Genomic DNA, 25,429 nt, shown 5'->3' on the forward strand with positions numbered 1-25,429 from the left:
TGCAGACATTATACGCCGAACAGGGCTGCACCGAGCGACGTTATTTCGCCGCCCTTTATCAGCGAAAAAAGCCCAGCTAGCAAGAACGCCGCAAAGCAGGCGAAAATGAGCCCGTCGACACGGTCCATGACGCCGCCATGCCCTGGAATCAGGTGGCTCGAATCCTTGACGCCGAAGCGACGCTTGATGAAGGATTCGAAGAGATCGCCGCTCTGACTGCATACCGATAGGATGAACGCAACCGGAGCCGCGAGCACGAGGCTCTGCGGAAAGGCAAAATAGGCAACCAGGCTACCGGCGATCACAGCGGAAACGGCGCCGCCAATAGCGCCGGACCATGTCTTTCCGGGAGATATCTTCGGCGCCAGCTTCGGGCCACCGATGGCGCGCCCGACGAAATAAGCAAGAATGTCGGTCGACCACACGACTGCGAATACAAAGAGCATCGCGAAAAGGCCGACGCTATCGGAGCCGCGGATGCTCGAAAGGGCAATTCCCGTAAGACCGGCGTACACGATCCCCGTGGGAAACCAGCGCGATACGCCGGACACAAGCACGAAGCCGACAGCAATCAGGAAGAACAGCACCAGTAGTGACAGGGAATATCCGAGCGTCCCCGCAACGACGGCCACCGCGATTGCCGCCTGCCCTATCCAACCGATCGCATTGGCGACCGGCTGTTCCGTGGCAAGCTTCGTAATGGTCGACCATTCATAGTAGATCAGCAGTCCGATCGCTGCCGACAGCAGGCTGAAGGCAACGCCGCCGTACCAGGTGGCGAGCAGAACAATAACGGCAAGGATTACGCCCGAAATAATGCGTAGCTTCAGCTCCTGCTGCATCAGGTGCCCACTGCCGCAGCCGTCTGTGCCACCAGTCCGCCAAAGCGACGGTCGCGCGACGCGAAGGTTTCCAATGCCGAGTAGAAGATCTCCCGGCTGAAATCGGGCCAGTACTCGGGCACGAAAATGAACTCGGAGTAGGCCGCCTGCCAGAGCAGGAAGTTGGAAAGGCGTTCTTCACCGCTTGTGCGGATGATCAGGTCCGGATCCGGGATCCCGGCCGTGTCGAGCCGCGCATCGATCAGCGCCGGAGAAATATCCTGCGCCTTCAGCCGGCCTGCCTCGACATCCCGTGCAAGGCTCGCCATCGCACGCGCGATCTCGTCGCGCGAGCCATAGTTGAAGGCGATGATGAGCGTCAGCGCGGTATTCGTCTTTGTGGTCTCTTCCGCATCCACGAGAAGATCGAGGATGTCGCTCTTGAGGCTGTGCCGGTCGCCAATCACTTTCACGCGCACGTTCTGGCGATGCAGTTCCGCCAAGTCACGACGAATGAAGGCTTTCAGCAATCCGAGGAGATCCGAGACCTCCGTTTCCGGACGCCGCCAGTTTTCCGACGAGAAGGCGAAGAGCGTGAGATATTTGATCCCGACGTCGCCCGCTGCGCGCACGGCCTCGCGCACAGCGTCAACGCCCTTTCGATGCCCCATCGTCCGCGGAAGCCCGCGCTGCTTTGCCCATCGGCCGTTGCCGTCCATGATGATGGCAACGTGTTCTGGCACAGTCAAAAATGTTCGTTCCGACATTTCCCGTCCGGTTCTTGCAGCCAAGGCGCAGCCGCAGCGCGCCTTAAACCTGCATGATTTCCTTTTCCTTCTCGCCAAGCAAGCGGTCGACCTCAGAAATCGTCTCGTCGGTCATCTTCTGCACACGATCTGATTGTGCCCGGCTTTCGTCCTGGCCAATCGCACCGTCTTTTTCGGCTTTCTTAAGGCCGTCCATGCCGTCACGACGTACATGGCGAATCGCAACCTTGCTCTTCTCGGCATAGTCGTGGGCGACCTTCACCAGCGATTTGCGGCGCTCCTCGTTGAGCTCCGGCAGCGGGATACGCAGGTTCTGGCCATCGATGATCGGATTGAGGCCGAGGTTGGCCTCGCGGATCGCGCGATCGACGGCGTTGACCATCGACTTGTCCCAGATGGAGATGCCAAGCATACGCGGCTCTGGAACGGTCACGTTTGCCACCTGGTTCAGCGGCACGCGCGAACCATAGGCCTCGACCATGACAGGGTCGAGAATGTTGGCCGAGGCGCGGCCGGTGCGCAGCGATGCGATATCGTGCTTGAACGCGGAAATCGCGCCATCCATGCGGCGCTTGAGTTCCTTGATGTCGATGCCTTCACTCATTTTATTGCTCCCGTCTTGGTAGAAGCTGCGGCAAAGCAGGCCGCCCACTCAATCAGTTATCAGAGACGATGGTCTTGAGGCCACCGCCCTTGAGGATTTCAGCAAAACCACCCTTCTCGTGGATCGAGAAGACGATGATCGGAATGGAATTCTCCCGTGCAAGCGCCACTGCCGCGACGTCCATGACGGCCAGTCCCTTGTCGAGGACTTCCTTGTGCGTCAGGTGGTCGAAGCGCGTCGCCTCGGGATCTTTTTTCGGATCAGCCGAATAAATACCATCGACTTGCGTTCCCTTGAAGATCGCTTCCGCTCCCATTTCGGCGGCGCGCAACGCGGCTGCCGAGTCCGTCGTGAAGAACGGGTTGCCGGTGCCGCCTGCGAAGATCACGACGCGGCCGAGCGACAGATGGTAGAGCGTCGCGCGCTGCGAGAAACTCTCGCAGATCTCCGGCATCGCAATCGCCGAGAGCACAACAGTGTCGATGTTCAGCTTGCGCAGCGACGTTGCCAGCGCCAGCGCGTTGATGACGGTCGCGAGCATGCCCATGTGGTCGCCGGTAACGCGATCGCCACCCTTGGAGGCAACTGCGACACCGCGGAAGATGTTGCCGCCGCCGACGACGACGCCGACTTCCACACCCATCTGCCGCGCTTCGGCTATGTCAGCCGCAATGCGGTCTGCGACCGCTACATCAATTCCAAATCCCTGGCTGCCCATGAGGGCTTCGCCGGAAGCCTTGAGTAGAACGCGTTTGTAGACAGGCTCTGACGACATCGTGGCTCCTCGTATATTACCGCTGTGTGCCGGATACACGAAGGGCACCGCGTTGTCACGCGATGCCCTTCGGTTTTCACATGTATAGGTCGATCAGCCCTTGGCGACAGCGGCCACTTCAGCAGCGAAGTCGCTCTCTTCCTTCTCGACGCCTTCGCCGAGGAGAAGGCGTGCCATGCCGACGACTTCGATTTTGGCGCCGGCTTCCTTTTCTGCTTCCTTGACAGCAGCGCCGACCGTCAGGTCGGGGTTGATGACGAAAGCCTGCGAGAGCAGAGCAACTTCTTCGAAGAACTTGCGCATACGGCCTTCGACCATCTTTTCGATGATGGCTTCCGGCTTGCCGGATTCGCGGGCCTGCTCGATGAAGACGTTGCGTTCGCGCTCGGCAACGGCAGCGTCGACTTCTTCGGCGCGGATGGCGAGCGGGTTGGTCGCAGCGATGTGCATGGCAACCTGGCGGCCGATCGAGGTCAGGACGGCCTTGTCACCTTCCGACTTCAGGGCGACGAGCACGCCGAGCTTGCCGATGCCGTCGCCAGCAGCGTTGTGGATGTAGGTCGCAACAACGCCGTGCTCGACTTCGAGCTTGGCAGCGCGACGGAGCGTCATGTTTTCGCCGATGGTCGCGATCGCGTCCTTGATGGTGTCGGCGACCGGCTTGCCGGATGCCGGGTATGTCGCGGCAGCAATGGCTTCAACCGTGCCATCGGTGGACAGGGCAACGTTGGCGATGCCGCGAACGAGATCCTGGAAGGCATCGTTGCGGGCAACGAAGTCCGTTTCCGAGTTCAGCTCGACGACAACAGCCTTGTGACCGGCGCCGGCAATGGCAATCAGGCCTTCAGCAGCAGCGCGGCCGGCCTTCTTGTCGGCCTTGGAGATGCCCTTGGCGCGCAGCCAGTCGATCGATGCTTCGATGTCGCCGTTGTTTTCGAGCAGCGCCTTCTTGCAGTCCATCATTCCTGCGCCGGACTTCTCGCGCAGTTCCTTCACCAGTGCAGCCGTAATCTCGGTCATAAGCTTCCTCTTGTCGGTTCAAACGGTGGCCCGCAAAGGCGGTACAACACCGGATTGAGGCACGAAATGTACCTGTATGTATGACAGCGTGATGAAAGACGCCTCATACGAAACTCAAATGGCGAGAGACTGATCGCCCTCGCCTGAAACGGTCAAGGCCGCCGAACTTTAGAAAGTCGCGAGCGGCCTTTTCCCAATCTCTGGAAAGCATGACGGGCCATCCAGCCCGACTGCTTCTTTTATCAGGCTTCGGCTTCGCCTTCGAGCGCCGGCTCAACCGGAGCTTCGATCGATGCGCCGAGATCGCGGCCCGACGAGCTCTGCTGGCGAGCGATACCGTCGATGGCAGCGCGTGCGATCAGGTCGCAGTAGAGAGCGATGGCGCGCGAGGCGTCGTCGTTGCCCGGGATCGGATAGTCGATCAGATCAGGATCGCAGTTCGAGTCGATGATTGCGACAACCGGGATGCCGAGGCGCTTGGCTTCGTCGATCGCGATCTTTTCCTTGTTGGTGTCGATGATGAACATCAGGTCCGGCGTGCCGCCCATATCCTTGATACCACCGAGAGCCTTGTCGAGCTTTTCGCGCTCGCGCTCGAGGTTCAGGCGCTCTTTCTTATTGTAGCCGGACTGTTCCGAAGACAGGATTTCATCGAGCTTGCGCAGGCGCTGGATCGAGTTGGAGATCGTCTTCCAGTTGGTCATCATGCCGCCGAGCCAACGCGAGTTGACATAGTACTGAGCGGAACGCTTGGCCGAGTCAGCGATCAGCTCGGAAGCCTGGCGCTTGGTGCCGACGAAGAGAACGCGGCCGCCACGAGCAACGGTGTCGGAGACAACCTGCAGGGCGCGCGACAGCATCGGAACGGTCTGAGCCAAGTCGATGATGTGGATGTTGTTACGATCGCCGAAAATGTACGGCTTCATCTTCGGGTTCCAGCGGTGCGTCTGGTGGCCGAAGTGGACGCCTGCTTCGAGGAGCTGGCGCATAGAAAAATCGGGCAATGCCATGCCTTGTTATCCTTTTCCGGTTGAACCTCCGCAAGGCTAACAGCACCCTCTTCGAGGATGCCACCGGGCGGAACAATCCGGATTTCTCCCGGACCATCCCATGCCTTACGTGTGGAATGCGGGTGGCCTTACCCTCCCTTCCGCAGAAAATCAAGGCTTCCTGCGAAAAAAGCGACATTCGGAGCCGGCAGCCGGCGTGGGGTGGAGAGGGTGGACCGGCAGGCCCTTGGCGTCCACCACCGCGCCAAGCGTCAATCGGACTCGCAGGGCCAGCTTGTCGGCGCGGAGAGACCGGCGGGCAACTTGGTCTTGGCATCCCCGCAGGCAAGATCGACCTGAGCCTGCTCGAGACCAGTCGCGGCGGACAAATCAAGCCCTTCGATCCGCGTCAGAAACATGAAGGCGCGATCGAACGCCACCGGTCCTTCAAATGTTGCCTCGCTGAGGTCAGCGCGAGATAGATTGGCGAGCGAGAACCGTGCGCCCGTTAGAACGGCTCGGTCAAAACTTGCGCGGCCAAGTTCGGCCTTCTCAAAATTCGCACCACTGAGCTTTGCACCATTGAAATTGGAGCGTTGGAGTTCCGCGCCGGCGAACGACGCTCCTTCTGCGAAGACGTTCTCGAAGCCGGATCGATAGGCCTCGATTTTCGAGAAGTTCGCCTTGCCGGCCTGCGCTCCCGTAAACCATGCCCGCACCAGTGTTGCCTTCTCGAAATTCGCTCCGGTCAGGTTGGTGTGGCTGAGATTGGTCAGGCTGAGATCGGCATCTCCCAGGTTGGCACCCTGGAAGTCGCTCCCTTGCAACATGAGATTCCTCTTGGTGCATTCACTCCAATTAACTCCTGCCGCCGGCGTGCTGCCGCAATCTGCAGCGAGGGCCGGAGGGCTCACGAACAACGTCAGCGCAACCAGTCCCGTTGAAATACCATAGAGTCCACCACTCAAAACACCATGCCGCATCGTCAAGATTCTCACTCCAATCCGACTCTAGCGCCCAAATCAACGCGCCTTTCGAATTATTAGCATAGAGAGGGTTTACTTAGCGACAATCGTCGGCGTGCGCATTCGTGACGGTTATTTGCGAAACTAGACAGCGAATGCCATAAAAAATTGCTGCTCAAAGCCGTGTCCAAGCGTTCGTCGAAGGTCGGAGGCAATGCGACAGAGCGTTGTCGCGAACCGTGCGGATCTCCTATATGCTTAGCGGCGAGCGCCCTGTCATGCGCGATCTGAGAAGGGACGGAAAATGTCCACTCTAGCGCTGTTAATAGTGCAGGCAGATATTCCTAACGAAGCGGACCGAGCGCCTTTCGACGAATGGTATGATCGCCATATGCCAGACGCATTACGCGCTTTTGGGGCACTCCACGCGTGGCGCGCTTGGAGCCGAACAAATCCCTCGAAGCACACTGCCTTCTATGAATTCTCTAGTTTGGAGGCAGCGAACGCCGCGATGGGATCGCCGGGCCAAGAATTCGATGTCACATGGGGCTCACGCGCCACACGGACGCGTGACGTTCTAGAGGTTGTTCAAAGGGCGCCTGTTTCAGACTGAGCAGGCCCGTTCAAGCTGGGAAATCGAACCTTCAGCCCGCGACAAAGTCCATGAAGTGCGAGTTCAGGTAGGGATGTCCTGCTTGTTGCACTTGCTACATTCCGGTTATTTGCAGGCAGCCGATTTGCTGTCGAGCAGTTCGAGCTTCGCAAGCCTGCCGCTCAATACAAAATCGCCATAGTCCATCGTCAGATCACGCGTGATGCCATTTTCATAGAGCTTGAACGACATACGGTAGACCGGCAAAGCGTCCGTCTTCGTATTCTCGTTGAAATACGAGATCGTGACCGGCCAGAAGGCTGCCTTCGAGAAGGCGCCAGCATTGCCCGCATCGGCCTCGTCGGTTGCGGGCGCCACCTGCTTTCCGACCACCGTCGTCGTCACCAACGCCTTGTCTCCATCGTCCGAGCCGTCAAAGACGCGCGCCTCGAACAGGCGCTTGCCAGCCTTGGCGTTCTGGATCACGTCCAGCATATGTTCCGTCGGGAACCGGCTTGCCGCCAGCTGCAACTCCTTGCTGGTCGGCTGGGTTAAGGCAACTTTGACACCTTCAGCCTGGTCCTGCGCGGCACCGTTAACCTCCTTGTCGAGCTGGTCGTCGGTGAAGGATTTGGTGTCGAAGGTGAACCGGCGGTCCTTGAGGTTCTCGAAGGTCTTTGTCTGCTGGTCGCTGACGCGTACGGCATCGCCCGTATCGATCTGGGTCACGAAACGGAAGTTAGTGGTGAAGCCCGTGCAGTAATTGCCGTCGAACTCATAAACCATGCGGCCCGACATGCCCGAAATGCCGGAGCGCTCGGAGGCATCCTTCAATTCCAGATCGTAGACCGCCCGGTGAGCAACGAGGCCAGTCGCGATCGCCGCACTCGTTACCGGCGCGGCCGCATGGACGGTCGTCGAAACGCTCGCCAGAAGAAGTGCGGCAAGACTCGATCGGAACATTGACAATCTCCTGTTGGACTCGCCTGCAATGTTATAAGAACGCTTTCGGCCAAATCGAGGCTCGAAAATGTCACAAAGCAGATTCCAAGCCTTGATGCATAATTTTAGAACTATTGACAATAAAAGCGGAGAGGAAAATGCCCGATCAAATCGCTGCGCGCCTGAAAGAAATGGGGATATCCCTGCCTGAGGCTGCTGCACCGGCCGCCAACTACGTCCCCTACGTCATCAGCGGGAACCTTCTCTACATCTCCGGACAGCTGCCGCTCGAGGGCGGAAAGATTGCTGTTCTCGGTCACCTGGGCAAGAATGTAGACGTCRCAACCGGCCAGCGCGCCGCGGAACTCTGCGCCATCAACATCCTCGCCCAAGCAAGCGCTGCCCTCGGCGGCGATCTCGGTCGCATCAAGCGCGTCATCAAGCTCAACGGCTTCGTGGCCTCAACTCCTGATTTCGTCGAACAGCACCTCGTCATCAATGGCGCCTCCAACCTGATTGCGGGCGTGCTTGGCGAGGCCGGAAAGCATGCGCGCGCCGCCGTCGGCATGGCCGCGTTGCCGATGAACGCCGCTGTCGAAATCGATGCGATCGTGGAAATTGCCTGATGACCTCAGCAGTATGGCTCAAGGAGCAACCGGTCGCCCATCGCGGCTATCATGACCTCAACAAGACGGTCTGGGAAAACACACTCTCCGCCTTCACGCGCGCAGTCGATGCAGGATTCGCGATCGAGTGCGATCTGCACTATGCGTCCGACGGCGTTCCTGTTGTCTTCCATGACGAGGATTTGGAGCGTCTGTGCAATCTGAAGGGAGACGTGCGCGAACGCACGTCCAAGGAGCTCGGTCTCATCTCCGTCGGCGGGACGACCGACAAGATCCCGACGCTGCGGCAGCTGCTCGATCTCGTGAAGGGTCAGGTTCCCTTGGTCATCGAGCTGAAAGGCCGCGAGGCCGATGACGAGGGCTTTGCCGAAGCAGTTCTCGAAGTGCTTGAGGGCTATGAAGGTAAGGTCGCCCTCATGAGCTTCGACCACTGGCTGCTTCGCGATCTGAAGGCGCTCAATGCCCCCTATCCTCTCGGGCTGACGGCAGGCGGCAACAAGCCGGAAGAATTCGAAGTGCATGAAAAGGCGATTAAACTCGGCCTTGACTTCATTTCCTATTTCGTCGCCGACCTGCCGAACCCGTTCATAACCGCCCAGCGCGAAAAGGGCATGGTTGTCATCACCTGGACCGTCCGCGACGAAAAGGGGCGAAAGCATACCTTCGAGAATGCCGATCAGATGACGTTCGAAGGATTCGATCCGCGCGTTTCGGTTTGACGCTCGCTTTTTGGACAAGATCATGCTCAGACTGTTGGTGAGCCCTATTTTCCTCCCAAACGGTCTCGCATTCGCTCCATGACAGACGAACTTTCAATCCGCATCGAGCGGTCTTTCACCGCGATTTCCCCGGAGAGCTGGTCTCAGCTTTCCGGGGCCTCCCGCAAAGGCAGCGTTCTCGCCTACAATCCGTTCGTGTCGCATGCTTTCCTGTCTTCGCTGGAGGAATCAGGTTCGGCGACCGCACAAACCGGCTGGATGGGTCATCATCTTCTATTGGAAACCGACAAAGGCGAACTCATCGGCGCCCTGCCCGGTTATCTCAAGAACCACAGCCAGGGAGAATATGTTTTCGACCACGGCTGGGCCGATGCTTTCGAACGAGCCGGCGGACGCTACTATCCGAAGCTGCAATGCTCCATCCCCTTTACCCCTGCGACCGGCCCGCGCCTGCTTGTCGCCGAAGGTCTGCAGCGCCTGCCGATCCAGCACGCCATTGCCGAGAGCCTCAAGGAGGTCGTGCGACGGCTTGGCGTCTCTTCCGCCCACATCACATTCGTGCCCGAAGACGAGATCGGCATCTTCGAAGATGAGGACTACCTGCACAGGACGGATCAGCAGTTCCACTTCATCAACGAAGGCTACGCCAATCACGATGAGTTTCTGGAAACGCTCGCGTCGCGCAAGCGCAAAGCACTTCGCAAGGAACGCCGCACCGCACTCGAACAGGGCATTGAAATTGATTGGCTGACCGGTCGCGATCTGACAGAACGGATCTGGGATCAGTTCTTCGAATTCTATATGGACACGGGCGGACGAAAATGGGGCCGGCCTTACCTGACGCGCAAGTTCTACTCCCTGATCGGCGAGCGCATGCCCGATGACATCCTGCTCGTCATGGCAAAGCGTGACGGTCGCTATATTGCCGGTGCGATCAACTTCATCGGCGGCGATACGCTATATGGCCGTCATTGGGGCTGCATCGAGGACCATCCGTTCCTGCATTTCGAAGTCTGCTATCATCAGGCAGTCGACTTTGCATTGGCGAAAGGCCTCAAACGGGTGGAAGCCGGCGCCCAGGGCGAGCACAAGCTAGCACGAGGTTACCTGCCGGTGACAACTCACTCCGCGCATTATGTTGCTCATGCTGGGTTGCGGCGGGCGATAGCCGACTATCTCGAGCGCGAGCGTGACGACGTAGAGCACATGAACGAGATCCTGACGGAGCACAGCCCGTTTCGAAAGGGCGAGCGCCAGCAGGAGGATTGACGCTTTCGCCCCTGCCGCGCTACGCGATCACAGCAGCAACGAGGAGAGTTCGTATGACCAGCGCCGCCTACGACAGCAACAACATTTTCGCCAAGATCCTGCGTGGCGAAATTCCCTCGCACCGCATTTACGAAGACAGCGACACGATCGCCTTCATGGATGTGATGCCGCAGGCTCCGGGCCATGTGCTTGTCCTTCCCAAGGCGGCGTCACGCAACCTGCTCGATGCGGATCCGACCGTTCTCGCCAAGACCATCCCCGTCGTCCAGAAGATCGCCAATGCCGTCAAGGAAGCCTTCGACGCCGACGGCGTCTTCGTCTGCCAGTTCAACGAACCAGCCGCCGGCCAGACCGTCTTTCACCTGCACTTCCACATAATCCCGCGTTATGAAGGTACGGCCCTGCGTCCGCATTCCGGGCAGATGGAAGACAATGCCGTACTCGCGGCGAACGCGGAGAAGATTAAGGCTGAGCTCTAGTCCGCCAGCCGTATTGTTGAATTTTGCGCATCCGCCGGCGTCGCCTTCTCAAGTAGAGATCGCGCCAGTGCATAGGCGATAGCAAAGGTCACACCACCGCCGACAAGATCGACCAGATGATGCCCTCCGTGTACGAGAATTGCGGGCATCATCAGCGCATTCAGGATGGCCGCTGGAACGAAGACGAACCGGACACGGGCAAGGAAGCAGACCGACATGCACGCCATGACCATGTGGAAGGAAGGGAATGCGATCAGGCCGAGCACATTGGCTGGCGTCAGATAAGTGCTTCCTTCGCGCAACACGCGGCCGAGTTCCGTTCCATAGGCGGGACTAACAGCCAGCGGCATTGCCTCGACGACCTGCCGAGGGAGCCGCTGGAATGCAGCGGGACCGATCGACGGCAAGAAAAACCAGAACATGATTGCCAGCAGCGCCCCGATAACTCCCGTCAGCAGAAAATGCTGCAGTCTCGTTGTTCTTCCAGAAAAACCAAGAACCAGGATCACGCCCAACAGCTGCATCAGCGAACTCGTGTAGACCGCGTACAACACGAGACCAACCAACGGATGGCGCGCAGCCCATTCGACGATAGCGGGCCAGGAATACCCAAGCATGCCGTCGATCTGCGTTAGCGTGCCGTCAATCTGCGCGAAGTAGGAAGGCAACAACAGATAGTTGAAGATAGAACCGGCAATCGTGAAGAGCACGAAGAGACCCGCAGCGGTCGCCGGTGCCGCGATCCGGTCATTGTGGCGGACACGCCGATAAAATTGGCCAAGGGCAACCAGGAACGCGCCGCAAGCAATGAGGCTCGCATATCCTACAAAGTCTATGCCAACGCCCTTCAACAACAACAGGCAGGCATCAAGAAGTGCCAAGGTCGCGATGATGAAAACAATGAAACGTTCAGCCGGCAGAAACACCATCATAAGGCTCCTTGCTGGAGCCGATATAAAGCCGGTTCACTTAAGAATCGTCTAAGCAACCGCTAGTGGAAAGACAAAAGGCGGCCTTCGGCCGCCTTTTGCTCAGTTTACTTCTTCGGAACCCTCGGAACCGCGCTTCCCTTCTTGGGCAAGCTCTTGGTTACCGGTTCGGCTGCTGCCTTCGCCTTCTTGGCCGTTGCCTTTCTCGGGCGGGCCTTCGTCTTCAACTCGCCGTCATCCTCATCATCGGCCTCGGAATGGACGACTTCGGCTTCCGGCTTCGGCTTGATCGGAGCGCTGTCCGACACAGCTTCGAGGATGATGCCGGGCTTGCCATCTTCCTTCGGACCGACCGTGACGTTGACGACGCCGCCCTTGCGCAGCTTGCCGAAGAGGATCTCGTTGGCAAGCGGCTTCTTGATGACGTCCTGGATGACGCGGGCAAGCGGGCGAGCACCCATCTTGTCGTCGTAACCCTTCTCGGCCAGCCAGGCGATGGCGTCCTTGTGCAGATCGAAGGTGACGTTCCGTTCGGAAAGCTGTGCTTCGAGCTGCATGATGAACTTCTGCACGACCTTGTAGATGACTTCCGTCGGCAGCGCCGCGAACGGGATGATCGCGTCGAGGCGGTTGCGGAACTCGGGCGTGAACAGGCGGGTCAGCGCCTCTTCGTCTTCGCCTGTCCGCTTGGACGACCCGAAGCCAATCGCGGCCTTGGCCATCTCCGATGCGCCCGCGTTGGTCGTCATGATCAGGATGACGTTGCGGAAGTCGATCTTCTTGCCGTTGTGGTCCGTCAGCGCGCCGTGGTCCATCACCTGCAACAGGATGTTGTAGATGTCGGGATGCGCCTTCTCGATCTCATCGAGCAGCACAACGCAATGCGGATGCTGGTCAACGCCATCGGTCAGGAGACCGCCCTGGTCGAAGCCGACATAGCCGGGAGGTGCACCGAGCAGGCGCGATACCGTGTGCCGCTCCATGTACTCGGACATGTCGAAGCGCAGAAGCTCAACACCCAAAGACGACGCCAGCTGCTTTGCAACCTCGGTCTTGCCGACGCCTGTCGGGCCGGAAAAGACGTAGGAGCCAATCGGCTTGTTCGGTTCACGCAGGCCCGCACGGGCGAGCTTGATCGACGTCGACAACGCTTCGATCGCATTGTCCTGGCCGTAGACGACCGAGCGCAGTTCCTGCTCGAGATTGGCAAGAACGGCTTCGTCGTCCTTCGACACTGTCTTCGGCGGGATTCGCGCCATCGTCGCGACCGTCGCCTCAATCTCCTTCTCGGTGATCAGCTTGCGGCGCTTGGACGGCGGCAGCAGCATCTGAGCAGCACCAGTCTCATCGATCACATCGATTGCCTTGTCAGGCAGCTTGCGGTCCGAAATGTAACGGGCGGACAGCTCGACGGCGGTCTTGATCGCTTCGTTCGAATAACGCAGGTGATGATATTCCTCGAAGTAAGGCTTCAGGCCCTTCATGATCTCGATCGCATCGTCGATCGAAGGTTCATTGACGTCGATCTTCTGGAAACGACGAACCAGGGCACGGTCCTTCTCGAAGAACTGGCGGTATTCCTTATAGGTGGTCGAACCGATGCAGCGGATCGCGCCCGAGGACAGAGCCGGCTTCAGCAGGTTCGATGCATCCATCGCGCCGCCCGACGTCGCACCCGCCCCGATGACGGTGTGGATCTCGTCGATGAACAGCACGGCGCCCGGATATTCTTCCAGTTCCTTGACGACCTGCTTCAGGCGCTCCTCGAAATCGCCGCGATAGCGTGTGCCGGCCAGCAGCGTGCCCATATCCAGCGAGAAGATGGTGGCATCGGCCAGCGCTTCCGGCACCTTGCCCTCGACGATGCGCTTGGCAAGGCCCTCGGCAATCGCCGTCTTGCCGACGCCGGGATCACCGACGTAGAGCGGGTTATTCTTCGAGCGACGGCACAGAACCTGGATGGTGCGGTTGACTTCAGCCTGGCGGCCGATCAGCGGATCGATCTTGCCGCTTTTGGCTTTCTCGTTGAGGTTCACGCAGTAGGCCTTCAGGGCGTCCTGCTGTTTCTTCGGACCGCCCTCCTCCTGATCACCGCTGTTGCGAGAAGCCGGCTTGCTCTCGGACTCGCCGTCGTCCGCGCCACGCGGCGGACGGGACTCGGACGAGCCCGGCCGCTTGCCGATCCCGTGCGAGATATAGTTGACGGCGTCGTAGCGGGTCATTTCCTGCTCCTGCAGGAAGTAGGCAGCATGGCTCTCGCGCTCGGCGAAAATGGCAACAAGGACGTTTGCCCCCGTAACCTCTTCGCGACCGGAAGACTGCACATGGATCACCGCTCGCTGGATGACACGCTGGAAGCCTGATGTCGGCTTGGAATCCTCGTCATAGCCAGTGACCAAATTGGAAAGTTCGTTATCGACATATTCAACAAGCGTTTTGCGCAGCGCGTCGAGGTCGACATTGCAGGCACCCATGACCGCGGCCGCATCGGCATCGTCGATCAGGGCGAGCAGCAAATGCTCGAGCGTGGCATATTCATGATGCCGCTCGTTGGCAAAGGTCAGTGCCTGATGGAGCGCCTTCTCAAGACTAGGCGAAAATGTTGGCACGTTCAGATCCTCACTTCTTTTCCATGACGCATTGCAGCGGATGCTGGTGCTGTCGGGCGAAGTCCATCACCTGGCTCACCTTCGTCTCCGCCACCTCGTATGTAAATATCCCGCATTCACCGACGCCGTGGTTGTGGACGTGGAGCATGATGCGGGTGGCACTTTCACGATCCTTCTGAAAAAAACGCTCGAGGATATGAATGACAAATTCCATGGGTGTGTAATCGTCATTCAGGAGCAGCACGCGGTAGAGATTGGGCTTCTTGGTCTTTGGCTTCGTGCGCGTGATGACCGAGGTTCCGCGATTTCCGTTGTCCCCGTTCCTTTCGCTGTCGTTTTGCATCCGGATCGGCTTGGCGATCATTTTCTATCATTCCTCGATCATTCCGGTGGGCCTGGGAGGCGTGATTACCCACCGAATATTCGAACTACTAACTTAGTCCATCCTTGCGCGATTTTAAGCCCCTCGTTTCACACTGCAATCACATTTCGGCCGGTGCCGACGCAAAGACACAGAAACTGGCGAAAGCAGATGACGGACGTCGCGAAAAAAGAAAAGACCGGCCGCAGATGCGTAGCCGGTCCTCGATTTTCAAGGGCTATGCGGCGATTGCCGCCTATCGTTACGCCGCTGCGGGCGCGACAACTGTGGCTGCTTTCGTCGCCTTCGCGGTCGCTGCAGCAACAGGCGCTTCGTATGGTTTGTAAGCGCTTTTGGCGAGATCGGAATACATTTCGCCGAGCTTGGTCGCCTCGCTCACGAAGTTCTCGTATGCGCTTTTCACATAGTTGGTCTGCAACTCGAAGGCAGCTTCAAAGCTGCGTGCTCCGGAAAGACTTTCAAAATGTGTGACCGTGTCCTGAAAGGACTTCTTGGAATACTCCACGGCTTCAGCGGCAATCGCCTGGAAGCCCTTGGCTGTGTCCGAATAGCTTTTCAGCATGGTATCCATGGCTTCCTTGCTCTTCCGGTTGGCGTCATCGAAATTCAACATGACCATCATCCTCCTTGGCCTTTGCAAGCAGGATGAAGCGTAGCTGCAACGCACAAATAGTCAAGCACGATTGTGCATTGCAAAACAACCCTAACTTGCATCCACGCCTGTTTTCTTCGGGCAGGACACAACGGCACCATCTCCAATAGTTGATTTTGCTAAAATATATCAGGAGCGCCGCAACCAAGAGCTTTCGAAGAATTTCGGTGCGGCGCCGCCAGCATTGAGCTGTCAATCAAGGAGGTCTGCCGGAACTCTTCCGCCATTCTCGGCAAGCCGTTTCATCAATGCCTTGTGCAGGAACATGTTCATGGTGGCGGTGTCGTGCGGATCGCCGGTAAAGCCAAGCTCTGCCGCAAGTTCCTTGCGCTCAGCAAGGCTCGCGTCCATACCGACAGCCTTCATAAGATCGACGATCGAACGGCGCCAATCCAGCTTCTGTCCGCTCTTCTTCACAGCGGCATCGAGCAGCGGCACGATATCGATCGCAGCTGCGGCGGGCGAAGCGGTGGCCGGTGTCGGCTGCGATGGGGCTGAGGGCGCGGCGCTTGGCGCTGCTGCGGTCGGCGGTGGCGTGGGTGTCGCGGACGGTGTGACCGGAGCGGCCACGGCTTCACCAAAAATCGCGTGCTTGATCTTGTCGAAAATACCCATTCTCAGCATCCCTCCTTAGCGCCAGAGCACATGCTCAGAAGAGGAGATGGAGCATTCGACGGAGTGGTCCAGAGAAGGCAGCCTATTTTTCCGCTAAGATTGCCCTGCGAAAAGAAACAATCGGAGGTTTGCGGGATCAAGGCCTGAGCCGCGCTGCAGATCGATCGAGCGACTTGCCTTGAGAAGCCAGCCGCTCGCGGGCGCGACATGGCAGACGGGCGGCGAGGCCGCCCGTCAATCACAAATCAAAGATCAACGTCGAGGATTGCCATCGAGAAATTATAGGAGCGGTCGCCGTCCTCGTCATCGATATAGACGACACCCAGAAATTCTTCGCCGAGATAGACTTCCGCGGAATCGTTCTTTCGCGGGCGTGCCTTGACGATCACCTGCGGGTTGAACGTGCGCTTGAAATAGGCGTCGAGCTTCTTGATTTCTTCGGGCTTCACACTGCATCTCCTGAGCGGTCTCGGTTGGCCGCTTCTTGCATGGGAAAGACGGCGCTGTAAAGGCGCGGGGACAGACGCGCGAACGCTATCCCCGCCGATATGTCGTACTGTTAAGACGGTAAGCGGCTCAGATATCCGCGCCGATCACCTGATCCATAATTCGCGACGGTTCCGAACACCCGGCTTCTCCGACCACTTTGGCCGGCACGCCCGCCACGGTCGTCTTCGGCGGCACTGCCTTCAGCACGACAGAGCCAGCGGCAATGCGCGAGCAATAACCAACCTCGATGTTGCCAAGAATCTTGGCGCCGGCGCCGATCAGGACACCGCTGCCGATCTTCGGATGCCGATCCGAGCCTTCCTTGCCGGTGCCGCCAAGGGTGACACCATGCAGGATCGACACGTTGTCGCCGATCACAGCGGTTTCGCCGACGACCAACCCGGTGGCATGGTCAAGGAAAATGCCCCTGCCGATACGCGCTGCGGGATTGATGTCGGTCTGGAACACGCTCGAGGATCTGCTCTGCAGATAGAGCGCCAGATCGCGGCGGCCGCGGTTCAGCAGCCAATGCGCCAGGCGGTGCGTCTGCAGCGCGTGGAATCCCTTGAAATAGAGCACGGCTTCCATGAAACGCAGGCATGCGGGGTCTCGGTCGTAGATCGCCTGAATGTCGACCCGCAGGATCGCGCTCCACTCCGGCCAATCCTCCAGCATCTGATCGAAGGTCTGGCGCAGCAGGATCGCTTGCATGTCCGGATGATCGAGACGTTCACAGATGCGGTAGATCACGCACTCTTCGAGCGACCGATAATTCAGCACGGTCGAATAGAGAAATGCGGCCAGCACCGGATCGGTTTCCGCGGCAACACGCGCTTCCTCTCGCAGGCTGTCCCAGATCGGATCCATCACCTTGAGAGGATTGCCAGTCTCAAGAGAGCGAATGTCTGTCTTTGCGACCATGAAAGGTCTCCTCGTATGCGTAGGCTCGGCTCTATATAGGGCAAAAACCTGTTAACATAAATGGGCACTTGGGGAATCCTTTGTCCCGCAGCACCGGCATGGAGGCAAGTCACTATCCGGCGACTTTGGCGTAAAACTCCAGCACCGCCTTCTTAAAAACCCGGTCTCCGACGGCCAGCATGTGATCGCGGCCGGGAATATCAAGCGCCTGGGCATGCGGCATCAGCGCAGCCAGTTCCTGGGCTGAACCCGCAATGTCGTCCTTCGTTCCAACGCCGATCAAGGTCGGCGCCTCGATTTTCGCCATGTCGGAGCGTGCCACGAGGTCGCGAGATCCCTTGATACAGGCGGCGAGTGCGTCACGGTCACTCTTCGTCTGATCGGCGAAGGCCCGGAACATGCGTCCGCGATCATGAGAGACATCGTCGAGCGACGGAGCCAGCAAGGCATCCGCAATCGGATCCCAATCGCCGACACCATCCGTCATGCCGATCCCAAGACCGCCGAGGACCAGCGAGCGGACCCGGTCGGGGTGCGCAAGTGCCGCAAAAACGGAAATGCGGGCTCCCATCGAGTAGCCCATCAGGTTGGCTTCCGGAATCCCAAGGTGATCAAGCAGCGCAATCGCATCGCTTGCCATATGCCAGGGACGGTAGGCCTCGGCATCCCTTGGCTTGTCGCTTGCACCGTGTCCGCGGTTGTCGATAGCTATGACTCGGTAGCCCTCGTCGCCCAGGGTCTTCAGCCAGCCGGGATGAACCCAGTTGACGTTGGCGCTGGAAGCAAAACCGTGGATCAACAGCACGGGAGCGCCGCCCGGATCGCCTTCATCGAAGAAGGCAAGCTTCAGCCCATCATGCGTCAAGCTGGAAAAAGCGGGCGTATTCAAGTTCATCGGACTGTCCTTTTTTGCCGGACCATATTTTATAGGTCAGAGAACTGAAACCCTCGCAGGTGCAAAAACTGTGCGTCCGAGCGCTCTTTGGCTCTACACATTTGCGGTGAAGGACTATAAGGTCCGCGCACGTTACAAAGCATTCGGAGACAGACATGGCCGGCCACAACATTCCCCACTTCCAGAACGACGGCGGACACCGCGTTATCGAAGTCGGCGTGAAAGAGTTCATGTGCACCGGTGCCTCCGTTCCGTTCGATCATCCCCACATCTTCATCGACATGGGCGATGAGAACGAGAAGGTCTGCTCCTACTGCTCGACCCTCTACCGTTTCAATGGTGCGCTGAAGGCAACCCAGACCAATCCGGCTGGCTGCGTCTTCCACGTCAAGGCCGCCTGATACCCATTTCGAGATCGGAAAGCCTATGCCGGCTAAACATGCCGCCATCGTTGGCGCGGGCATAGCGGGCCTTACAGCTGCACTTGCTTTGGCACGGCGCGGCATCAGTTCCGAGATTTTCGAGCAGGCGCCGGAACTGACCGAGGTCGGCGCCGGTCTGCAGATTTCGCCCAATGCGTCACGCATTCTGGCCGAGTTGGGAGTACTCGCGCGCCTGACCGACGCCTGGCTCGAGCCGGACTCCATCCAGCTGATATCCGGAACCCCACTGCGCCTGCTGGCAGCCGTTCCCGCCGGGAGCTTTGCACGCGCCCGCTGGGGTGCTCCCTACGGCGTCCTGCATCGCTCCACGCTGCAGCAAACCCTGCTCGACGCCGTCACCAACGAGCCGCTCTGCCAGATGCATCTAGGCGCGCAGATCAAGGGCCGGCCATTGTCAGACCGCCAAGCAGACCTTCTGATTGGCGCCGACGGCGTCTGGTCGCAGGTTCGGGAAAGCATCGAAGGCAGCCCCTCGCCGCGGTTCTCCGGCAACATCGCCTACCGTTTCACCGTTGACGCCGCAAATGCGCCCGCCTTTCTTGGACGGACGAGCGTCTCTGCCATCCTTGGTCCCTCAGCGCATCTCGTGTGTTATCCGCTCAGGGAAGCCAACCGTTTCAATATGGTGGCGATCACCGCCGGCAATGCCGCATCGCACGACTGGACCAACCAGCCGACGGAAGCCCAGCGTCAGCAACTGCTGTCGCGTTTTTCTCGGTGGCATCCTGCGATCGTCGAACTATTCGCCAAGACAGGCGACGTCACCTTCTGGCCCTTGTACGAAACGACGAACGGGCGTTGGCACGACGGCCACAACTGCGTCCTCATCGGCGACGCCGCACACGCAATGATGCCTTTCGCGGCGCAGGGTGCCGCAATGGCAATCGAAGACGCTTACGAGCTTGCGCTGTTTGCCCCGTCGCATCCCGTCGCCGAAGCCCTGCGGTTGTTCGAAGCGCATCGCACGCCGCGGATTGCGCGGCTGCGCCAGCGCGGTGCATTCAACCAGTTTGCCTATCACGCCCGCGGGCCGATGCGCATCGGCCGGGACATCGTTCTGGCGCTGCGGCCGCCGCAAAGTCTCGCGGCGGATCTCGACTGGATTTACGGCTACCGCGCCGGCACTTGATCAGACGGCTTTTGCCGCGGCGAAACCGCGCTCGATATCGGCCTTGATATCGACGACATCCTCAAGCCCGATCTGCAGACGCATGACCGGCCCCTCGGCGGGCGCCTTGCAGATACGGCGATCGCTCAGGTTGACGTGAAGCGCGAGGCTCTCGAACCCGCCCCATGACCAACCCAGGCCGAAGATTTGCAGCGCGTCGAGGAAGGCGTGCGCCTTGACCTTGAATTTTTCCGGCGCGTCCACGGCAAGCACGAAAGAGAAGATGCCGCTCGCGCCCTTGAAATCGCGCTTCCACAATTCGTGCGACGGGAAGCTCGGCAGCGCCGGATGCAGCACCTTGGCGACGTCCTCCCTGCCCTCCAGCCATTTGGCGATCGTGAGCGCACTTTCATAGTGTCGCTCCAGGCGCACGCCCATGGTCCGCAATCCACGCAGGATCTGATAGGCGTCGTCAGGCGCTCCGCAAATGCCGAGCGTAATGTTCGCTTCGTGCAGCTGCGGCCAGTATTTGGCGTTTGCCGAGACTGTTCCCATCAGGATGTCCGAGTGCCCGGACGGGTATTTGGTGGCGGCGTGAATCGAGACATCGACACCGAAGTCGAGCGGCCTGAAATAAACAGGCGTCGCCCAGGTGTTATCCATCGTTACCACGGCCCCTTGCTTGTGGGCGACCGCGGCAATCGCCGGAATGTCCTGCATTTCGAAGGTATTCGAGCCAGGCGCTTCCGTATGAACGAGCTTGGTGTTCGGCTTGATCAGCGCTTCGATGCCCGCACCGACCAGCGGATCGTAATAGTCTACTTCTACACCGAGACGCTTCAGCATCGTGTCGCAGAAATGACGGGTCGGTCCATAGACCGAATCGACGATCAACGCATGGTCACCGGCCGACAGGAACGCCAGGAACGGGACGGTAACAGCTGCAAGGCCCGAGGGCACGAGGATAGTCCCAGCGGACCCTTCCAGCGCATCGATCGCCTCGCAAAGCGCATCCGTCGTCGGGGTACCGCGCGTTGCATACGTATACTTCTGTCCCCGTGTCTCCATCGTCCTCGCATTTGGAAAGAGGACCGTGGAGGCGTGGACAACGGGCGGATTGACGAAACCGTGGTATTCGGCCGGATCGTTGCCGAGGTGGGAAAGGCGCGTGTTGATGCCGGCGTTCTGAAGCAGGCCTTCTTTATCTATCATATCGGAAATGCCTTTGGCGGTGGGATGCAGCCAAACTCTTGGACCGCGCAAAACGATCGGTCAACCCCGTAGACAGCACTCGCACAGCATCCCTGCCATGCAAATTCCTCAGATATATCAGCGGTTTTGCGCGGTTTTTTTTGGCAAGATGCTGCCATTTCGATAGCCATCTGCGCATTTTATGCGCCTCAATTAGTGAATTGCCGAAATATCACGCAATCTTTCATCGCGACACTTGACCATAGTGACATTTGCGACTGTGATAGCACCAACTCGCGCCGGGAGGGTGTCGGGTCATCTGGGAGGTTTGCCTGCTTCGCGAGCGCTCCCACAGAAAGATAAGACAAAGGAAAAGGTTGGGAAAAATGAAGATTAAGCTTCTGTCGGTCGCCATCGGCGCAGCAGTTTTCGGAGTTGGCGCTTCTGCAGCTTCTGCCACCACGCTCGAAGACGTGAAGGCAAAGGGTTTCATTCAGTGCGGCGTCAACACCGGCCTTCTCGGTTTCGCGCAACCTGACGCTTCCGGCAACTGGGCCGGCTTCGACGTCGACTTCTGCAAGGCAGTTGCTTCGGCCGTCTTCGGCGACCCGGCCAAGGTGAAGTACACGCCGCTGTCGGCCAAGGACCGTTTCCCGGCGCTGAAGTCGGGCGAAGTCGACCTTCTATCGCGTAACACCACCTGGACGATCAACCGCGACACCGCGCAAGGCTTCAACTTCCGCCCGATCACCTACTACGACGGCCAGGGCTTCATGGTCCGCAAGAGCCTGAACGTGAAGTCGGCACTTGAGCTGTCCGGTGCTGCCATCTGCGTCCAGTCCGGCACGACGACGGAACTGAACCTTGCCGACTATTTCAAGTCCAACAACCTCCAGTACAATCCGGTCGTTTTCGAGAAGCTTGAAGAGGTCAACGCGGCCTATGACGCTGGTCGCTGCGACGTCTACACGACTGACCAGTCCGGCCTCTACTCGCTGCGTCTGACGCTGAAGAACCCAGACGAGCACATGATCCTTCCGGAAATCATCTCGAAGGAGCCGCTCGCCCCGGCCGTTCGTCAGGGTGACGATCAGTGGTTCGACATCGTGTCGTGGACGGCCTATGCCCTCATCAATGCCGAAGAGTTCGGCATCACCCAGGCGAACGTCGATGAAATGAAGAACTCGGCCAATCCTGACATCAAGCGCTTCCTCGGCACGGAAACCGATACCAAGATCGGCACCGACCTCGGGCTCACCAATGAATGGGCTTATAACATCATCAAGGGCGTCGGAAACTACGGCGAAGTCTTCGAGCGCAACGTCGGCAAAGGCAGCCCGCTCAAGATCGAGCGTGGTCTGAACGCGCTGTGGAACAAGGGCGGCATCCAGTACGCTCCGCCGGTCCGCTAAGCGGCTGGTCAAGACTTGGGAAGGCGGTCAGCCGCCTTCCCTATATAAAGAGAAAAGCCCGAAAACGGGCTCATAGGGGATAAGACTCGGCATGACGCAAGAGGCTATGCACACGTCACATGTGCAAAGCGCTGGCTGGAGTTTCCGGTCGGTGGCTTACGACCCGAGGATTCGGGGCATTTTCTTCCAAGTTCTGACCGTCGCGCTCATCGTCGGCTTCGTGTGGTGGATTGCCCATAACACGGCTCAAAACCTCGCCCGCGCCGGCACGGCCTCCGGCTTCGGGTTTCTGAGCGGGCGCGCCGGCTTCGACATCGGCCAGTCGCTGATCGAATATTCGAGCGATGCGACGTATCGCCGAGCCCTTGTGGTCGGATTTTTGAATACAACCCTCGTCGCGGTGACCGGCATCATTACGGCCACGATCATTGGCTTCGTCGTCGGCATCGGGCGCCTGTCGCACAATTGGCTGATCGCCAAGCTCTGCACGGTGTATGTCGAGGTATTTCGCAACATCCCGCCGCTGCTCGTCATCTTCTTCTGGTATCAGGGCGTTCTCGCTGTTCTGCCAGGCGCGCGAGAGTCGCTGCACCTGCCGCTCAACATGTTTCTCAACAATCGCGGGCTCGCCTTCCCGAAGCCGATCTTCGGTGAAGGCATGTGGGCGGTTGGCGTGGCATTTCTGGTTGGGATCGTGGCAGCCGCAATAATCGCGCGCTGGGCGCATAAACGTCAGGCCGCAACCGGTAAGCAATTTCACACGATCTGGGCTTCCATCGGGCTGATTGTCGGCCTGCCCGTTCTGGTGTTCCTGCTGTCCGGCCTGCCGCTTTCGTTCGATGTGCCAGTTGCCGGCAAGTTCAATCTCACCGGCGGCTCCGTCATCGGCCCGGAATTCATGTCGTTGTTCCTGGCACTGTCCTTCTATACGGCGGCATTTATTGCCGAAATCGTCCGCGCCGGCATTCGCGGTGTGCCGAAGGGCCAGTCCGAGGCCGCCGGCGCACTGGGCCTGCATCCATCAAGTATCACGCGCCTCGTGGTGGTTCCGCAGGCTTTGCGCATCATCATTCCGCCACTCACCAGCCAGTACCTGAATCTGACGAAGAACTCGTCGCTCGCGATCGCCATTGGCTTTTCGGATCTCGTCGCCGTCGGCGGTACGATCCTGAACCAGACCGGACAGGCCATTGAAGTCGTGTTCATCTGGGCGGTCGTCTATCTCGCCATCAGCATCCTCACATCGCTGTTCATGAACTGGTTCAACGCCAAGATGGCCTTGGTGGAGAGATAAGATGTCGACATCCAACCAAGCGTTCGTCCGAACGAATTTCATCGATGCCGAACCCGCGCCGCGTAGCGAAAGCGGGCCTCTGGCCTGGATCCGCAAGAACCTGCTGGCTACGCCGAAAGACGTCGTCCTGACGGCTCTGGCCGTTGCCTTGCTCGCATGGGCATTGCCGCACGTCATCAACTGGCTATTCATCCAGGCCGTCTGGAGCGGAACGGATCGCACCTTCTGTGCAACCACCGTTCAGGGCGGCACGCAACCCGACGGCTGGAGCGGCGCCTGCTGGGCGTTCGTCAATGCGAAGTTCGACCAGTTCGTCTTCGGTCGATATCCGCTCGACGAACGCTGGCGTCCGACAATCGTCGGGATCCTGTTCGTGCTGCTGCTCGTGCCTATGCTGATCCCCAAGGCACCATTCAAGCGCACCAACGCCATTCTGCTGTTTGCCGTCTTGCCGCTTCTTGCCTTCTGGCTGCTTTATGGCGGCCTCGGGCTCGAAATCGTGGATACGCCGCTCTGGGGCGGCCTGATGGTGACGTTGGTGCTCTCCTTCGTCGGCATCGCCGTGTCGCTGCCATTCGGCATCATCCTGGCACTCGGACGCCGCTCGAAGATGCCTGTCATCAAGATGGTCTGCGTCGGCTTCATCGAGATCATTCGCGGCATACCGCTGATCACCGTGCTGTTCATGGCGAGCGTATTGCTTCCGCTGTTCCTGCCCACAGGCTTTACGATCGACAAGCTGCTCCGCGCCTTGATCGGTGTGGCGATCTTCGCCTCCGCCTACATGGCCGAGGTTATCCGTGGCGGCCTGCAGGCGATCCCGAAGGGCCAGTCCGAAGGGGCCGACTCGCTCGGGCTCGGCTACTGGCAGAAAATGCGGCTGATCATCCTGCCGCAGGCGATCAAGCTGGTCATCCCGGGCATCGTCAATACATTCATCGGCATGTTCAAGGACACATCGCTGGTGTCGATCATCGGCATGTTCGACCTGCTCGGTATCGTCCGTTTCAACTTCACGGACGCCAACTGGGCGAGCGCGGTGACACCCTTGACAGGCCTGATTTTCGCTGGCTTCGTCTTTTGGCTGTTCTGCTTCGGCATGTCGCGCTATTCAGGCTTCATGGAACGCTATCTCGATACCGGCCACAAACGATAAAAGATAAGGGAACGAACACATGGCTGAGGCTCAACCAAAGAAGATGACCGTTTCGGCAACCGACGTTGCCGTCGACATCATCGGCATGAACAAGTGGTACGGTGATTTTCACGTTCTGCGCGACATCAATCTGAAAGTGATGCGTGGCGAACGCATCGTCATCGCCGGCCCTTCGGGCTCCGGCAAGTCGACGATGATCCGCTGCATCAACCGTCTGGAAGAACACCAGAAGGGCCAGATCATCGTCGATGGCGTCGAACTCACCAACGACCTCAAGAAGATCGACGAAGTGCGCCGCGAAGTCGGCATGGTCTTCCAGCACTTCAACCTCTTCCCGCACCTGACGATCCTGGAAAACTGCACGTTGGCGCCGATCTGGGTGCGCAAGATGCCGAAGAAGCAGGCGGAAGAAGTCGCCATGCACTTCCTGAAGCGCGTCAAGATCCCGGAACAGGCCAACAAGTATCCGGGCCAGCTCTCGGGCGGTCAGCAGCAGCGCGTGGCGATCGCCCGCTCGCTCTGCATGAACCCGAAGATCATGCTCTTCGATGAACCGACCTCGGCGCTCGACCCAGAAATGATCAAGGAAGTTCTGGAGACCATGGTYGGGCTTGCGGAAGAAGGCATGACGATGCTCTGCGTGACGCACGAAATGGGCTTTGCGCGTCAGGTCGCCAACCGCGTCATCTTCATGGACCAGGGGCAGATCGTCGAGCAGAATTCGCCGGCCGAGTTCTTCGACAATCCGCAGCACGAACGCACCAA

Annotated in this window: 27 protein-coding genes; 10 read left to right on the forward strand and 17 right to left on the reverse strand. The window is 59.0% G+C overall.

The annotated features are described in order from the left end of the window. Positions 1-8 precede the first annotated feature (8 nt). The 8 genes from AC1DE4_RS21015 to AC1DE4_RS21050 all read right to left on the reverse strand — a co-directional run bounded on the left by AC1DE4_RS21015 (position 9) and on the right by AC1DE4_RS21050 (position 7,496). Positions 9-842 (reverse strand): phosphatidate cytidylyltransferase, encoded by an 834-nt coding sequence (locus AC1DE4_RS21015; protein ID WP_477882772.1) that lies wholly within the window; start codon positions 840-842, stop codon positions 9-11. Next, positions 842-1,588, reverse strand: coding sequence for an isoprenyl transferase (locus AC1DE4_RS21020; protein ID WP_026372003.1), 747 nt, complete (start codon positions 1,586-1,588; stop codon positions 842-844). The genes AC1DE4_RS21015 and AC1DE4_RS21020 overlap by 1 nt, the downstream gene beginning before the upstream one ends. A 43-nt stretch (positions 1,589-1,631) precedes the next feature. Next, on the reverse strand, positions 1,632-2,192 hold the full coding sequence (gene frr, locus AC1DE4_RS21025; protein WP_477882774.1) for a ribosome recycling factor: 561 nt from the start codon (positions 2,190-2,192) through the stop codon (positions 1,632-1,634). 52 nt (positions 2,193-2,244) lie between these two features. Next, positions 2,245-2,967: a UMP kinase gene (gene pyrH, locus AC1DE4_RS21030; RefSeq protein ID WP_018858824.1), complete on the reverse strand. Its 723-nt coding sequence runs from the start codon at positions 2,965-2,967 to the stop codon at positions 2,245-2,247. Between the two features lie 93 nt (positions 2,968-3,060). Further along, complete coding sequence (gene tsf, locus AC1DE4_RS21035) at positions 3,061-3,987, reverse strand: translation elongation factor Ts (protein WP_025659039.1); 927 nt, start codon at positions 3,985-3,987, stop codon at positions 3,061-3,063. A 242-nt stretch (positions 3,988-4,229) separates the two neighbouring features. Then, the gene (gene rpsB / locus AC1DE4_RS21040; RefSeq protein ID WP_016553822.1) at positions 4,230-4,997 is read right to left on the reverse strand and encodes a 30S ribosomal protein S2; all 768 of its coding nucleotides are present in this window, start codon (positions 4,995-4,997) and stop codon (positions 4,230-4,232) included. Between the two features lie 251 nt (positions 4,998-5,248). Further along, entirely contained in the window at positions 5,249-5,959 is a 711-nt protein-coding gene (locus AC1DE4_RS21045) for a pentapeptide repeat-containing protein (protein WP_198021134.1), read from the reverse strand. A 700-nt stretch (positions 5,960-6,659) separates the two neighbouring features. Beyond that, positions 6,660-7,496: a cell envelope integrity EipB family protein gene (locus AC1DE4_RS21050; protein ID WP_025659042.1), complete on the reverse strand. Its 837-nt coding sequence runs from the start codon at positions 7,494-7,496 to the stop codon at positions 6,660-6,662. 137 nt (positions 7,497-7,633) lie between these two features. On the opposite strand from AC1DE4_RS21050, the gene AC1DE4_RS21055 reads away from it, so the two are divergent. The 4 genes from AC1DE4_RS21055 to AC1DE4_RS21070 all read left to right on the forward strand — a co-directional run bounded on the left by AC1DE4_RS21055 (position 7,634) and on the right by AC1DE4_RS21070 (position 10,568). Further along, complete coding sequence (locus tag AC1DE4_RS21055) at positions 7,634-8,101, forward strand: RidA family protein (protein WP_477882776.1); 468 nt, start codon at positions 7,634-7,636, stop codon at positions 8,099-8,101. Further along, on the forward strand, positions 8,101-8,820 hold the full coding sequence (locus tag AC1DE4_RS21060) for a glycerophosphodiester phosphodiesterase (protein ID WP_025659044.1): 720 nt from the start codon (positions 8,101-8,103) through the stop codon (positions 8,818-8,820). The genes AC1DE4_RS21055 and AC1DE4_RS21060 overlap by 1 nt, the downstream gene beginning before the upstream one ends. A gap of 78 nt (positions 8,821-8,898) precedes the next feature. Beyond that, a complete protein-coding gene (locus AC1DE4_RS21065) occupies positions 8,899-10,089 on the forward strand; it encodes a GNAT family N-acetyltransferase (protein ID WP_477882778.1) in 1,191 nt (396 codons plus the stop codon). A 53-nt stretch (positions 10,090-10,142) separates the two neighbouring features. After that, complete coding sequence (locus AC1DE4_RS21070; protein ID WP_025659046.1) at positions 10,143-10,568, forward strand: HIT family protein; 426 nt, start codon at positions 10,143-10,145, stop codon at positions 10,566-10,568. Here the strand turns inward: AC1DE4_RS21070 and AC1DE4_RS21075 are convergent. The 8 genes from AC1DE4_RS21075 to AC1DE4_RS21110 all read right to left on the reverse strand — a co-directional run bounded on the left by AC1DE4_RS21075 (position 10,565) and on the right by AC1DE4_RS21110 (position 18,060). After that, positions 10,565-11,500, reverse strand: a complete 936-nt coding sequence (locus AC1DE4_RS21075) for a phosphatase PAP2 family protein (RefSeq protein ID WP_477882781.1) — start codon at positions 11,498-11,500, stop codon at positions 10,565-10,567. The two genes, AC1DE4_RS21070 and AC1DE4_RS21075, sit on opposite strands and share 4 nt — an antisense overlap. A gap of 104 nt (positions 11,501-11,604) precedes the next feature. Continuing rightward, complete coding sequence (gene clpA, locus AC1DE4_RS21080) at positions 11,605-14,106, reverse strand: ATP-dependent Clp protease ATP-binding subunit ClpA (RefSeq protein ID WP_025659048.1); 2,502 nt, start codon at positions 14,104-14,106, stop codon at positions 11,605-11,607. 10 nt (positions 14,107-14,116) lie between these two features. After that, positions 14,117-14,470, reverse strand: a complete 354-nt coding sequence (clpS, locus tag AC1DE4_RS21085) for an ATP-dependent Clp protease adapter ClpS (protein ID WP_008526939.1) — start codon at positions 14,468-14,470, stop codon at positions 14,117-14,119. 259 nt (positions 14,471-14,729) lie between these two features. Further along, on the reverse strand, positions 14,730-15,101 hold the full coding sequence (locus tag AC1DE4_RS21090; protein WP_025659049.1) for a phasin family protein: 372 nt from the start codon (positions 15,099-15,101) through the stop codon (positions 14,730-14,732). A 231-nt stretch (positions 15,102-15,332) separates the two neighbouring features. Continuing rightward, positions 15,333-15,755, reverse strand: coding sequence for a DUF3597 domain-containing protein (locus AC1DE4_RS21095; RefSeq protein WP_025659050.1), 423 nt, complete (start codon positions 15,753-15,755; stop codon positions 15,333-15,335). A 245-nt stretch (positions 15,756-16,000) separates the two neighbouring features. Further along, the gene (locus AC1DE4_RS21100) at positions 16,001-16,204 is read right to left on the reverse strand and encodes a DUF3126 family protein (protein ID WP_007532353.1); all 204 of its coding nucleotides are present in this window, start codon (positions 16,202-16,204) and stop codon (positions 16,001-16,003) included. Between the two features lie 127 nt (positions 16,205-16,331). Then, positions 16,332-17,165, reverse strand: a complete 834-nt coding sequence (gene cysE / locus AC1DE4_RS21105) for a serine O-acetyltransferase (protein ID WP_025659051.1) — start codon at positions 17,163-17,165, stop codon at positions 16,332-16,334. A gap of 112 nt (positions 17,166-17,277) precedes the next feature. Next, positions 17,278-18,060 (reverse strand): alpha/beta fold hydrolase, encoded by a 783-nt coding sequence (locus AC1DE4_RS21110; RefSeq protein ID WP_025659052.1) that lies wholly within the window; start codon positions 18,058-18,060, stop codon positions 17,278-17,280. Between the two features lie 155 nt (positions 18,061-18,215). Between AC1DE4_RS21110 and AC1DE4_RS21115 the strand changes: the two genes are divergently transcribed. After that, positions 18,216-18,461 (forward strand): zinc-finger domain-containing protein, encoded by a 246-nt coding sequence (locus AC1DE4_RS21115; RefSeq protein ID WP_018859934.1) that lies wholly within the window; start codon positions 18,216-18,218, stop codon positions 18,459-18,461. A 25-nt stretch (positions 18,462-18,486) separates the two neighbouring features. Further along, positions 18,487-19,632, forward strand: coding sequence for an FAD-dependent monooxygenase (locus AC1DE4_RS21120; RefSeq protein WP_477882784.1), 1,146 nt, complete (start codon positions 18,487-18,489; stop codon positions 19,630-19,632). On the opposite strand, the gene AC1DE4_RS21125 is transcribed toward AC1DE4_RS21120, so the two are convergent. After that, the gene (locus AC1DE4_RS21125) at positions 19,633-20,823 is read right to left on the reverse strand and encodes a cystathionine beta-lyase (RefSeq protein WP_025659054.1); all 1,191 of its coding nucleotides are present in this window, start codon (positions 20,821-20,823) and stop codon (positions 19,633-19,635) included. Between the two features lie 365 nt (positions 20,824-21,188). Between AC1DE4_RS21125 and AC1DE4_RS21130 the strand changes: the two genes are divergently transcribed. The 4 genes from AC1DE4_RS21130 to AC1DE4_RS21145 all read left to right on the forward strand — a co-directional run. Continuing rightward, positions 21,189-22,214: an amino acid ABC transporter substrate-binding protein gene (locus tag AC1DE4_RS21130; RefSeq protein WP_018859938.1), complete on the forward strand. Its 1,026-nt coding sequence runs from the start codon at positions 21,189-21,191 to the stop codon at positions 22,212-22,214. Positions 22,215-22,305: 91 nt separating this feature from the next. Then, the gene (locus tag AC1DE4_RS21135; RefSeq protein ID WP_477882787.1) at positions 22,306-23,508 is read left to right on the forward strand and encodes an amino acid ABC transporter permease; all 1,203 of its coding nucleotides are present in this window, start codon (positions 22,306-22,308) and stop codon (positions 23,506-23,508) included. Between the two features lies 1 nt (position 23,509). After that, positions 23,510-24,664 (forward strand): amino acid ABC transporter permease, encoded by a 1,155-nt coding sequence (locus AC1DE4_RS21140; RefSeq protein ID WP_062369563.1) that lies wholly within the window; start codon positions 23,510-23,512, stop codon positions 24,662-24,664. A gap of 19 nt (positions 24,665-24,683) precedes the next feature. Continuing rightward, positions 24,684-25,429 (forward strand): amino acid ABC transporter ATP-binding protein (locus AC1DE4_RS21145; RefSeq protein ID WP_477882789.1); only part of this gene is annotated, 746 nt, incomplete at its 3' end.

The sequence above is a fragment of the Rhizobium sp. 10N414 genome (assembly GCF_056394785.1).

Bases quoted from the DNA above. Each gene is read 5' to 3' on its own strand.
- AC1DE4_RS21015 (WP_477882772.1), bottom strand. From the start codon at position 842: ATGCAGCAGGAGCTGAAGCTACGCATTATTTCGGGCGTAATCCTTGCC.
- AC1DE4_RS21020 (WP_026372003.1), bottom strand. From the start codon at position 1,588: ATGTCGGAACGAACATTTTTGACTGTGCCAGAACACGTTGCCATCATC.
- frr (WP_477882774.1), bottom strand. From the start codon at position 2,192: ATGAGTGAAGGCATCGACATCAAGGAACTCAAGCGCCGCATGGATGGC.
- pyrH (WP_018858824.1), bottom strand. From the start codon at position 2,967: ATGTCGTCAGAGCCTGTCTACAAACGCGTTCTACTCAAGGCTTCCGGC.
- tsf (WP_025659039.1), bottom strand. From the start codon at position 3,987: ATGACCGAGATTACGGCTGCACTGGTGAAGGAACTGCGCGAGAAGTCC.
- rpsB (WP_016553822.1), bottom strand. From the start codon at position 4,997: ATGGCATTGCCCGATTTTTCTATGCGCCAGCTCCTCGAAGCAGGCGTC.
- AC1DE4_RS21045 (WP_198021134.1), bottom strand. From the start codon at position 5,959: ATGCGGCATGGTGTTTTGAGTGGTGGACTCTATGGTATTTCAACGGGA.
- AC1DE4_RS21050 (WP_025659042.1), bottom strand. From the start codon at position 7,496: ATGTTCCGATCGAGTCTTGCCGCACTTCTTCTGGCGAGCGTTTCGACG.
- AC1DE4_RS21060 (WP_025659044.1), top strand. From the start codon at position 8,101: ATGACCTCAGCAGTATGGCTCAAGGAGCAACCGGTCGCCCATCGCGGC.
- AC1DE4_RS21065 (WP_477882778.1), top strand. From the start codon at position 8,899: ATGACAGACGAACTTTCAATCCGCATCGAGCGGTCTTTCACCGCGATT.
- AC1DE4_RS21070 (WP_025659046.1), top strand. From the start codon at position 10,143: ATGACCAGCGCCGCCTACGACAGCAACAACATTTTCGCCAAGATCCTG.
- AC1DE4_RS21075 (WP_477882781.1), bottom strand. From the start codon at position 11,500: ATGATGGTGTTTCTGCCGGCTGAACGTTTCATTGTTTTCATCATCGCG.
- clpS (WP_008526939.1), bottom strand. From the start codon at position 14,470: ATGATCGCCAAGCCGATCCGGATGCAAAACGACAGCGAAAGGAACGGG.
- AC1DE4_RS21090 (WP_025659049.1), bottom strand. From the start codon at position 15,101: ATGTTGAATTTCGATGACGCCAACCGGAAGAGCAAGGAAGCCATGGAT.
- AC1DE4_RS21095 (WP_025659050.1), bottom strand. From the start codon at position 15,755: ATGGGTATTTTCGACAAGATCAAGCACGCGATTTTTGGTGAAGCCGTG.
- cysE (WP_025659051.1), bottom strand. From the start codon at position 17,165: ATGGTCGCAAAGACAGACATTCGCTCTCTTGAGACTGGCAATCCTCTC.
- AC1DE4_RS21110 (WP_025659052.1), bottom strand. From the start codon at position 18,060: ATGAACTTGAATACGCCCGCTTTTTCCAGCTTGACGCATGATGGGCTG.
- AC1DE4_RS21115 (WP_018859934.1), top strand. From the start codon at position 18,216: ATGGCCGGCCACAACATTCCCCACTTCCAGAACGACGGCGGACACCGC.
- AC1DE4_RS21120 (WP_477882784.1), top strand. From the start codon at position 18,487: ATGCCGGCTAAACATGCCGCCATCGTTGGCGCGGGCATAGCGGGCCTT.
- AC1DE4_RS21125 (WP_025659054.1), bottom strand. From the start codon at position 20,823: ATGATAGATAAAGAAGGCCTGCTTCAGAACGCCGGCATCAACACGCGC.
- AC1DE4_RS21130 (WP_018859938.1), top strand. From the start codon at position 21,189: ATGAAGATTAAGCTTCTGTCGGTCGCCATCGGCGCAGCAGTTTTCGGA.
- AC1DE4_RS21135 (WP_477882787.1), top strand. From the start codon at position 22,306: ATGACGCAAGAGGCTATGCACACGTCACATGTGCAAAGCGCTGGCTGG.
- AC1DE4_RS21140 (WP_062369563.1), top strand. From the start codon at position 23,510: ATGTCGACATCCAACCAAGCGTTCGTCCGAACGAATTTCATCGATGCC.